General features: G+C 45.0%; 8 protein-coding genes and 1 pseudogene. 7 read left to right on the top strand and 2 right to left on the bottom strand.

Annotation, left to right across the window (positions count from 1 at the left end):
* Together DESHY_RS13210 and ligD are read left to right on the top strand one after the other, a co-directional pair.
* Positions 1-222: pseudogene (locus tag DESHY_RS13210) on the top strand (non-homologous end joining protein Ku); the annotation flags it as partial.
* A 56-nt stretch (positions 223-278) separates the two neighbouring features.
* Positions 279-1,196: a non-homologous end-joining DNA ligase gene (gene ligD, locus DESHY_RS13205; protein WP_008413491.1), complete on the top strand. Its 918-nt coding sequence runs from the start codon at positions 279-281 to the stop codon at positions 1,194-1,196.
* Between the two features lie 28 nt (positions 1,197-1,224).
* Here ligD and DESHY_RS13200 read toward each other — a convergent pair whose 3' ends face one another.
* Positions 1,225-2,580, bottom strand: a complete 1,356-nt coding sequence (locus tag DESHY_RS13200; RefSeq protein ID WP_008413490.1) for a sigma-54-dependent transcriptional regulator — start codon at positions 2,578-2,580, stop codon at positions 1,225-1,227.
* Complete coding sequence (locus DESHY_RS13195; protein WP_048818172.1) at positions 2,577-4,109, bottom strand: ATP-binding protein; 1,533 nt, start codon at positions 4,107-4,109, stop codon at positions 2,577-2,579. Before DESHY_RS13195 ends, DESHY_RS13200 begins: the two co-directional genes overlap by 4 nt.
* Positions 4,110-4,556: 447 nt before the next feature.
* Here DESHY_RS13195 and DESHY_RS14340 point away from each other — a divergent pair, with 447 nt between their 5' ends.
* The 5 genes from DESHY_RS14340 to DESHY_RS13175 all read left to right on the top strand — a co-directional run bounded on the left by DESHY_RS14340 (position 4,557) and on the right by DESHY_RS13175 (position 8,352).
* Positions 4,557-4,700 (top strand): hypothetical protein, encoded by a 144-nt coding sequence (locus DESHY_RS14340; RefSeq protein WP_008413488.1) that lies wholly within the window; start codon positions 4,557-4,559, stop codon positions 4,698-4,700.
* A 47-nt stretch (positions 4,701-4,747) separates the two neighbouring features.
* A complete protein-coding gene (locus DESHY_RS13190) occupies positions 4,748-5,257 on the top strand; it encodes a CBS domain-containing protein (RefSeq protein WP_008413487.1) in 510 nt (169 codons plus the stop codon).
* A gap of 12 nt (positions 5,258-5,269) precedes the next feature.
* Positions 5,270-5,656 (top strand): hypothetical protein, encoded by a 387-nt coding sequence (locus DESHY_RS13185; RefSeq protein ID WP_008413486.1) that lies wholly within the window; start codon positions 5,270-5,272, stop codon positions 5,654-5,656.
* Positions 5,657-5,670: 14 nt separating this feature from the next.
* Complete coding sequence (locus DESHY_RS13180) at positions 5,671-6,453, top strand: WYL domain-containing protein (RefSeq protein WP_008413485.1); 783 nt, start codon at positions 5,671-5,673, stop codon at positions 6,451-6,453.
* Between the two features lie 177 nt (positions 6,454-6,630).
* On the top strand, positions 6,631-8,352 hold the full coding sequence (locus tag DESHY_RS13175; protein WP_008413484.1) for a SulP family inorganic anion transporter: 1,722 nt from the start codon (positions 6,631-6,633) through the stop codon (positions 8,350-8,352).
* Positions 8,353-8,537: the final 185 nt, after the last annotated feature.

Genomic DNA, 8,537 nt, shown 5'->3' with positions numbered 1-8,537 from the left:
CAGTCTCAGAAGTATACCGACCGTTACCGCGAGCAGTTAATGGAGGTAATTCAGGCGAAGGTGGCAGGTGAGGAGGTAGCAGCCGCACCCGCTCCGCAAATCGACAAAGTGGTAGATCTGATGTCGGCTCTTAAAGCCAGCATTGAACTGGCCAAACAGGAACGGGAAATAAAAACTCCGGCAGCTGCCAAAAACCGCCGGAAAAAAGCATCTGCTTCCTAAACCGATTCTGAGAAGGGGCGGTTCTTATATTACATAAACTGCCGGAAATAAAACCCATGCTGGCAGTGCCGGCGCAACCCTTTGAGCACAGCGATTACCTGTTTGAAATTAAATGGGACGGTTACCGGGGGCTGGCCTGTCTGGACCGGCAAACAACCCTGTTATCCCGCAACCGGCTGGATTTAACAGCCCAGTTTCCCGAGCTGCAAGCTCTCCATTTACAAGTGCGGGACAAGCCGGTGATATTGGATGGCGAGATTGTTGTCTTTCAGGACGGCAAACCTTCCTTTAGCCATTTGCAGGCCCGGGGTAAAGCCACCAACCCTTTGCAGACCGGCAGGCTGGCCCGGCAGCTGCCTGCCACCCTGGTGGTTTTTGACATTTTATACCGGGCCGGCACAAGCGTTATGAGGCTGCCCCTCCGGGAAAGGAAGCAAATACTGGAGCAAGTTATTCAACCAGGACCGCATATGATAGTTTCCCAATATATCATTGGCGCAGGGCTTGCCTTCTATGAAGCGGTAACCAAGGCGGGGCTGGAAGGCGTCATGGCTAAACGGCTGGACAGCCCCTACAGGCCGGGGAAAAGGTCATCGGCCTGGAAAAAAATTCGTTTCATGCGGTCGGCGGATTTAGTTATCGGCGGTTGGGAAAAAGGAAACGGTGCGCGACGGTTGGGCGCCCTCATTTTACTGGAATATCAAAAGGGCAGCTGGGTGTATAGAGGAAAAGTAGGAACCGGCTTTACTGCGGAGGAAGAAAAAAAACTGTTGGAGTTGCTGGATGCCTTAACCGTTCCGCAACCTGTTTTTAAGCCGCCCCCTTTGGGCCAATTGCAAAAGCCTGTTTGGGTAAGGCCGGCCTTGGTTTGCGAGGTGACCTACAGCGAAATCAGCCCCGAGGGCAGGCTCAGGCACCCCTGCTACAAAACTCTCAGGGCAGATAAATTGCCACAGGAATGTAGGATAGTATAAAAACACACAACCAGGCGGCTGTGTGTTTTTATAATTTGATTTGATACTTTTGGGCCCGGTAAAGCAATGCTGAACGGGTAATGCCCAACAGCTGGGCAGCCCGGGTTTGATTGCCGTTACTTTTTGCCAGGGCTTTAATAATCAGTTCTTTTTCCACTTCTTCAAAAGAGATGCCATCATCAGGGAAGTTAATAATCAAACCCTGGGCTGCTTTACCTTTGTCTGAATCCAGCTTTTGAATCTCCTTGGGCAGGTGGCGGGGCTTAATTTCCTGACCCTGAGAAAGAATCACCGCCCGTTCAATAACGTTTTGCAACTCTCTGATGTTACCGGGCCATTGATAAGCTTTCAGAAGGGTCATGGCTTCCGGTGAAATAAGCTGTTCTTGCGATGGATTAAACTTTTGCAGAAAATGCATAACTAACAGGGGGATGTCTTCGCTTCTTTCCCTTAAAGGAGGCAGGTGGATGGGTAATACATTTAAACGGTAATACAAGTCCTCCCGAAAGGTGCCTTTACGAATACATTCAACAGGGTCACGATTAGTGGCGGCAATAACCCGGACATCTACCTTAATGCTCTCGGTTCCCCCTACCCGCTCAAATTGTTTCTCCTGCAATACCCTTAGCAGTTTAACCTGCATAGAAAGAGGCATTTCGGTAACCTCATCTAAAAATAAGGTGCCCTGGTTGGCCAGCTCAAACCTTCCCAATTTGCGTGCTACGGCACCGGTAAAGGCGCCCTTTTCATGTCCAAACAGTTCACTTTCTAACAAAGATTCAGGCAACGCTGCACAATTAATAGGAACAAAGGGTTTGTCCCGGCGGGAACTTAGCTGATGAATGGACAAAGCAGTAACTTCCTTGCCGGTACCGCTTTCCCCGGTAATCAAAACAGTGGCGTTGCTGTCGGCTACCTTTTCTATCAGTGCGCAAACATCCTGAATAACCTGACTGTTACCGATAATTTGGCCATATTTTTTATTTAGTTCAGAACGCAGGAAGGACACTTCCTCCTGCAGCTGACTCACCATTAATGCCTGTTTAACTACCAGTTTAAGTTCATCTAAATCAAAGGGTTTGGTAATGTAATCGGTGGCACCCAATTTCATAGCTTCGATGGCAGTGTCAATAGTACCGTGGGCCGTGATCATGATTACAGGCAGCTTGGGCAGCAAATCTTTTGCCCGCAGCAAGACTTCTAAACCGTCCAGCTCAGGCATTTTCAAGTCAAGGATGACCAGGGAAGGTGTTTCTTTACGAATTAATTCCAGGCCTTCCCTGGCCCTGGTGGTTGTCAGCACATGGTAACCTTCCTGGCGCAGTCCTTTTTCCAGGGCCCAGCACATGTGTTCTTCATCGTCGATGATTAATATTTTATTCAATCGATATCACATCCTTCCTGCAGGTTGGCTTGGGGCAGGCTGACGGTAAAAGTAGTGCCGGCAGGCGAAGTTTGCGCCACCCATATTTTACCGCCGTGCATGCGGACAATCTGGTGACAGATGGATAAACCCAACCCGGCCCCCTCTTCCTTGGTGCTGTAAAAAGGATCAAAAATGTGCGGCAAGTGCCGGGCAGCGATGCCCTGGCCGGTGTCCGTAAAGCTAACATGAATAAATCCCGGTGCAGTTGCGGTTTGTATTGTCAGCTTACCTCCGCCGGGCATCGCTTGGATAGCATTTAAAATTAAGTTGACAAAAACCTGCTTTATTTTATCTCCTTCAATGGCCGCAGCCGGCAGGTTGGCAGAAAAATCCTTGGTCAGTTGGATTTTATTTTGCCGCAGCATGGGGGAGGTGAAAGTCAATACCGAATCAAGAAGCCCGTTTATATCGGTGGGGCTGACAATAGGCTTGCTGGGCCGCCCGAAGTCCAGTAATTCTTGAATAACTTTATTACCCCGGTCAACTTGTTCGCAAATAACCCGGGTATATTCTTTTAACTCCTGTAATGACTTAAATTCTCCCTCCATGACCTGAACTGTGGCCTTAACTATGCCCAACGGATTTCTTAATTCATGGGCAACCCCGGTCACCAAGCGGCCAAGGGCTGCCAGTCGCTCAGAGCGCATCAATTCTTCCTGCAACCTTTTCTTTTCCTTTAAAGAGTCTGCCAAATTATTGATAGCTTGCACAACTTCACCGATTTCCCCCGGCATTGCCGGCAATCTCTTATCTATATCTTCCTCCATGCTTAATAGGCCATTCTTAATAACTTGCACTTCCGAGGCCAGGTTGTGAATGACGTAAAGAGCGGCCCCAAGACCGAAGATCAAACCGAAAAGTGTCAGGTAGCGGGTTATCAGGCTGAACTGCCTGCTTTGGGCAAACACCGGGTGAACTTGTTCATCCGCCCAGGCAATGGCAACCAGTTGGTTCTTATGCATAACCGGCATCAGGTATTCGAAGGTTTGATCACCCAGAGAACCGGTAATGCGGGAAAGGGGTTCTTTGGTGGCGGTTACCGCCGTGATGCCGGATGAGGCTTCATTTAATATGCGCTGTTCCCGTGCTTTTTTTTCTTCCGGCGTTTGCGGGCGGTACTGGTGCAAAAAGCCATATACATAAAGATCTTTGGTGGCAGGAACATAGAGTCCCAAGCGAACCCCTGGATTAGCCTCAGACAACGGTTTGGCGGCCATCTTAAAAGTATTTGCCAGGCCCTCCAGTGTTTTGGCAGATACTTGCGGGTCTGTTGAACCAGCTTGGTATTGCAGAAAACTGTTGAGCTCGCGTACTGTGGCTTTAACCATGGTACCCAATCGTTCTTCTTTGGTTTTTAGCAACATTTCATCCTTAGCCCCGGCAAAAAAAATGTCATAAACCATAACCAGGATAGGAATTAACAAAATAGCTGAAACTGTTACCATAATTTGTGTGGCAAAGGATTTATTTTTAAAAATTTTAAACACCACAACACCCCTTAGTGCATAATAACAGACAAAAGAAGCAGCTGACCGTATAAAAACAAACACCAATAAATCATTGAAACTATTAGGTTATTGCTTGCAAATTAAGGTGTGCCTTGATTTAATAAAAATTCGTGTTAACAACCAACCAACTCTTGCTTAAAAATAGACAATAAAACAAATATTGCTGAAGTTTTGGCAGGTTTATTTTATGGCATGAGTTTTGCTTTAAAAAATCTATATAAACTGATCAAAAGGACCATGACAAGGCAATAAAAATCAAAGTTAAATCTTGTTTGGCAATTTAATTTATTATACCACAAGTGATTTAACTGCTAAAGAAAAATGAACGGTAATAGACATTTTTTGTGACGCAACAAGTCTGAAGGGTTGGTTTGTGTCTGATAACAAACAAAATGTGCTTGCATAATAATAGGGGAGGTAAGGTTAATGACCGCTGCACAGTTTGCTGAGTGGGTTCAAGAGAAGTTTGATTCCTGTAACATCCACAACGAAATTGAAACAAGCAAGTTGCTGGCGGAAGTTATGAAAAGGTATTTTTCCCTGGATAAACATGAGAAAGATGATGACTAAAATTAAACGGGGGCGCGGTTTATTTGCTTAAGGGGTGTGAGTTTTAGATGCCCGGCCCAAAAGAGAAAAAAGTAAAACACATTATGTTACCCATTCAAGACTATGCAACGGTTTTTTTGGAGAACTCTTTACGGGATGCCATGTTTGTCCTAAAATGTACTTTTTTTGCCGGTTGTTCAGCCGGGTCACAGGCTCATCGTTCAGTGCTGGTTTTTGATCATAATAAAAAACTGGTAGGAACTCTTAGTTTTCGCGATATTATCAATTCTTTAAAAATATCAAGAAAGGCCCTGAGTGAAGGTTTTAAGTATCGGGAAGGGGTTTTTACAAGTTTATGTCTTTTGCAGGCCGCTAAAAAGGTAAAAGAGGTGATGAAGCCGATAGGAAAAGTCACGGTCAATGTTAATGACAATATTTTGGATGCGATATGCCTGTTAATGGAAGAAAATCTAGAGTTGATACCGGTGGAGGATAAGGGACAAATTGTAGGGATGGTCAGAACGGTAGAGATTTTCAAAGAGGTAAGTGAGTTGGTGGAGGCTAACGGTTTTTCCTAATGGAGGTAAGTTATGGCTAAGGCTTACGATTGTATGCCAACCACAGGAGACGCTGACAGCAGCAGATGCTTGGACAATTTGCTGAATAGGTTGCGTGAACACGGACAAAGGGTAGCCGAGGGCGAAGTCAATTGGCATGAAGTATTGGCCAAATCGGAGCAAGCCGTTGATCTTTGTGCCGCTTATCCCTGCCTCAATGGGAATGTGGTGAGGTTAAGTATGCTGCTGCTCCCCCTTGTAAAAAAAGCTCCTTTTTTCGCAAGCCTGCAGGTGGTTGATGAAGTTTTGCGTGATATGGGGCCAGAGGAAAAATTGCTTATCTTAAAAGTATTAGCAGAGTCACAAACAGATTTTGCCCAGGGAGAGGCATCCGTTGTCCGGTATTTTATGAACTCTTAATCAGGGGTGATGGTATGGCCGGAAAATATTTAAAAAAAGTAAAACATAACCATACCCGTAATTTGGAAACAGTTTTAACAGAAATAAAACGGCATCGGGGTCAAGGAGTGTCCCTGGCCCACCTGGCTGTAAGTTGCGGGGTGAGCACCAGACAGGTATACCGTTACCTTAATGAATTACAAAAGTTAGGGTACGAAATTTTAAAGGTTGCGCCGACAGAGACGGCAGAAACCGGCGGGTATACGTTAAGAGAAACTGAAAACAGCCTGCCAAACGAAATGCCGTTGCTTAATATGTTGGATGAGTTGTCGCAGTTAAGCAAGCAAATAGCTATATCCAGGTCTTTTGTCAAAGAATTTTTATTTAGACTGTGGCTGAGCAAGCTGGGTACGGTGTTGCCTCTCAATATCTCCGTTGCGGGTTTTAATCATGCAGATGCTGTTAATGCAAGCGGACAAACAGTGGTGCTTGCTGCAAGAAATGATGGTGATTTGGAAGAAATTAAAATCAGAGTGTCCCCCAGAGTGATAGGCAGTGTAACCGAGAGATTGGCAACCGAACTTATAGCTAAACAACGGCAGAAGGATGGCCGGTATATTCTTTTGTTAAAAACATACCGGGCAAGAGAAATGGCCGGTGTTTTGGTGCAATGGGGCAGTGAAGTTGAGGTTTTAGAACCGGGATGGTTAAGATACCGCATTTTAGAAAATTGTAAAGCTGTTTTGCATGCTAACCGGCTGAGGAAAACGGACAAAACCTTATATTCCCGGCCCGGTAGATATATGGTTATTAATTAAAAGAGAGGAGCGGTTGAAAGAACAGAAAAATTATGCTGCTTTAGAGCTATAACTTTTAATTAACTAAGCACCTTTATTATTATTTTTAACCATGGAAGCACTTTGTTTCACAAATACTTAATGACATCGTATTTAAAGCACCTTTTGTGATCAAAACTGTTATTGGGGGCTGTGCTTATGAACATTTTAAAGTTTGTGCCGATTTTAGACACCTTGAAAAGCTACGACAAAAAAGACTTTAAATTTGATTTAGTTGCAGCACTTACGGTTGCTGTGGTGGCTTTGCCTCAAACCATGGCTTATGCCATGATTGCCGGTGTCCACCCGGCTTACGGCCTGTATGCAGGCATAGTTCTCACTATTGTTGCGTCTTCTTTTGGTAGTTCGCACCAGCTGGCCACCGGGCCAACTAATGCTATTTCGCTCTTGATTGCCGCATACATGGTGCCCTTTGCGGGACAGGATAATTTCTTTGCCAACTTGTTTTTACTGACCTTTTTGGTGGGTGCGATTCAATTTTTAATGGGAGTTTTGCGCTTGGGCTCTCTGGTTAACTATGTATCCCACGCAGTGATTGTTGGCTTTACTGCCGGTGCCGGTATAATCATTGCAATGGGCCAGCTTAATAACTTGATGGGAATCAAATTGCCCAAAGGTCACCTGTCCAGTATTGATAAAGTAATTATTTGTTTGCAAAACATTGATAAATTAAACTATGTGGCCTTTGGTTTGGGGATTTTTACTATTGCGGTAATTGTTATTTGTAAAAAAATAAATAAAAACCTACCCGGGGCACTGTTGGGAGTTATTTTTTCAGTGGTTTTGGTGATGACTCTTAATTTAGAAAAATACGGTGTTAAAATTGTGGGTCAAATTCCCCAGGCTATCCCGCCGCTAAGTCAACCCAACTTTAGTCCCAAAGCCATTGCTGATTTAAGTGCGGGCGCCCTGGTCATCGCAATTATAGGATTAGTAGAAGCGGTTTCTATCTCCAAGGCGATAGCGGCCAAAACCTTGCAGAAAATTGATCCTAACCAGGAGTTTATCGGTCAGGGATTGGCCAATATGGTTGGCGGTTTCTTCAGCTGTATCGCAGGCTCGGGTTCTTTTACCCGTTCCGCCATCACCTACCAAAACGGGGGGCGCACCCGGCTAGCCGGTGTACTGGTTGGTGTTATAATGCTGTTAGTGCTGATTTTCTTTGCCCCCTACGCCAAATATATTCCTAACGCCAGCTTAGCCGGCGTGATCATGGTTGTTGCTTACTCCATGATAGATAAAAAAGCACTGGTTAAAGTTTTAAAAACCAACCGTAACGATGCGGCTGTTTTGCTGGTAACCATGCTGACCACCATATTTGCTCCCGAGCTTGAACAGGCTATTTATGCCGGGGTGGCTCTGTCGCTGATCCTTTATTTGAAGGATTCCGGCGTAGCCGGTGTAAAAACCCTGGCACCGGTCAGGGTCAGTGACGGCAGGTTTGTGGAGCAGACCATTAACGGCGAAAATCCCTCAATATCAATTTTTCAGCTGGAAGGCAACCTGTATTTTGGCTCTGCTTCAGACCTGGAGAAGAAGTTATCAGATAATTATTCTGATGCAAAGGTATTCTTGATTCGTTTTAAGGGCATTTCTGTGATTGATATTACCGCTTTAGAAGTAATAGAATCATTTATTAACAGAGCTCAGAGTGACGGCAAGCGGGTAATGCTGTCCGGGGTTTCGCCTAAAATTTATCGGATGCTGGAGAAAATGCATATCATTGATCATGTGGGCAGCAACAATGTTTTCATGGAAGAAGATGAAGTATTTGCCACTTCGGGCAAAGTTCTTGATGAGGCCAGTTCTTTTGTAAGAAATATCGGATACTCTACCCAGGAAAGAACTGTCCGCGCCTAGCCTTGCTTGATTAACCCTGAGATGGATTATTTTACCGGTTTGGTCAAGGCGACATGCAGGTAGGTAAATAAATAACCAAAGATATGGATTATTGGCGTAAAACTTAATTATATAAAATACTTAAAATAGAAACAAGTTTAACAAACCGGCTTGCTTAATTATTTAAAGGGGCTGCTCAGCCGCTC

The sequence above is a fragment of the Desulforamulus hydrothermalis Lam5 = DSM 18033 genome (genome assembly GCF_000315365.1).
GTDB classification, from domain to species: Bacteria; Bacillota; Desulfotomaculia; order Desulfotomaculales; family Desulfotomaculaceae; genus Desulfotomaculum; species Desulfotomaculum hydrothermale.
The sequence above is the reverse complement of the archived record's forward strand: the minus strand, read 5'-3'. Positions and strand labels throughout refer to the sequence as shown.

Bases quoted from the DNA above. Each gene is read 5' to 3' on its own strand.
- ligD (WP_008413491.1), top strand. From the start codon at position 279: ATGCTGGCAGTGCCGGCGCAACCCTTTGAGCACAGCGATTACCTGTTT.
- DESHY_RS14340 (WP_008413488.1), top strand. From the start codon at position 4,557: ATGACCGCTGCACAGTTTGCTGAGTGGGTTCAAGAGAAGTTTGATTCC.
- DESHY_RS13190 (WP_008413487.1), top strand. From the start codon at position 4,748: ATGCCCGGCCCAAAAGAGAAAAAAGTAAAACACATTATGTTACCCATT.
- DESHY_RS13185 (WP_008413486.1), top strand. From the start codon at position 5,270: ATGGCTAAGGCTTACGATTGTATGCCAACCACAGGAGACGCTGACAGC.
- DESHY_RS13180 (WP_008413485.1), top strand. From the start codon at position 5,671: ATGGCCGGAAAATATTTAAAAAAAGTAAAACATAACCATACCCGTAAT.
- DESHY_RS13175 (WP_008413484.1), top strand. From the start codon at position 6,631: ATGAACATTTTAAAGTTTGTGCCGATTTTAGACACCTTGAAAAGCTAC.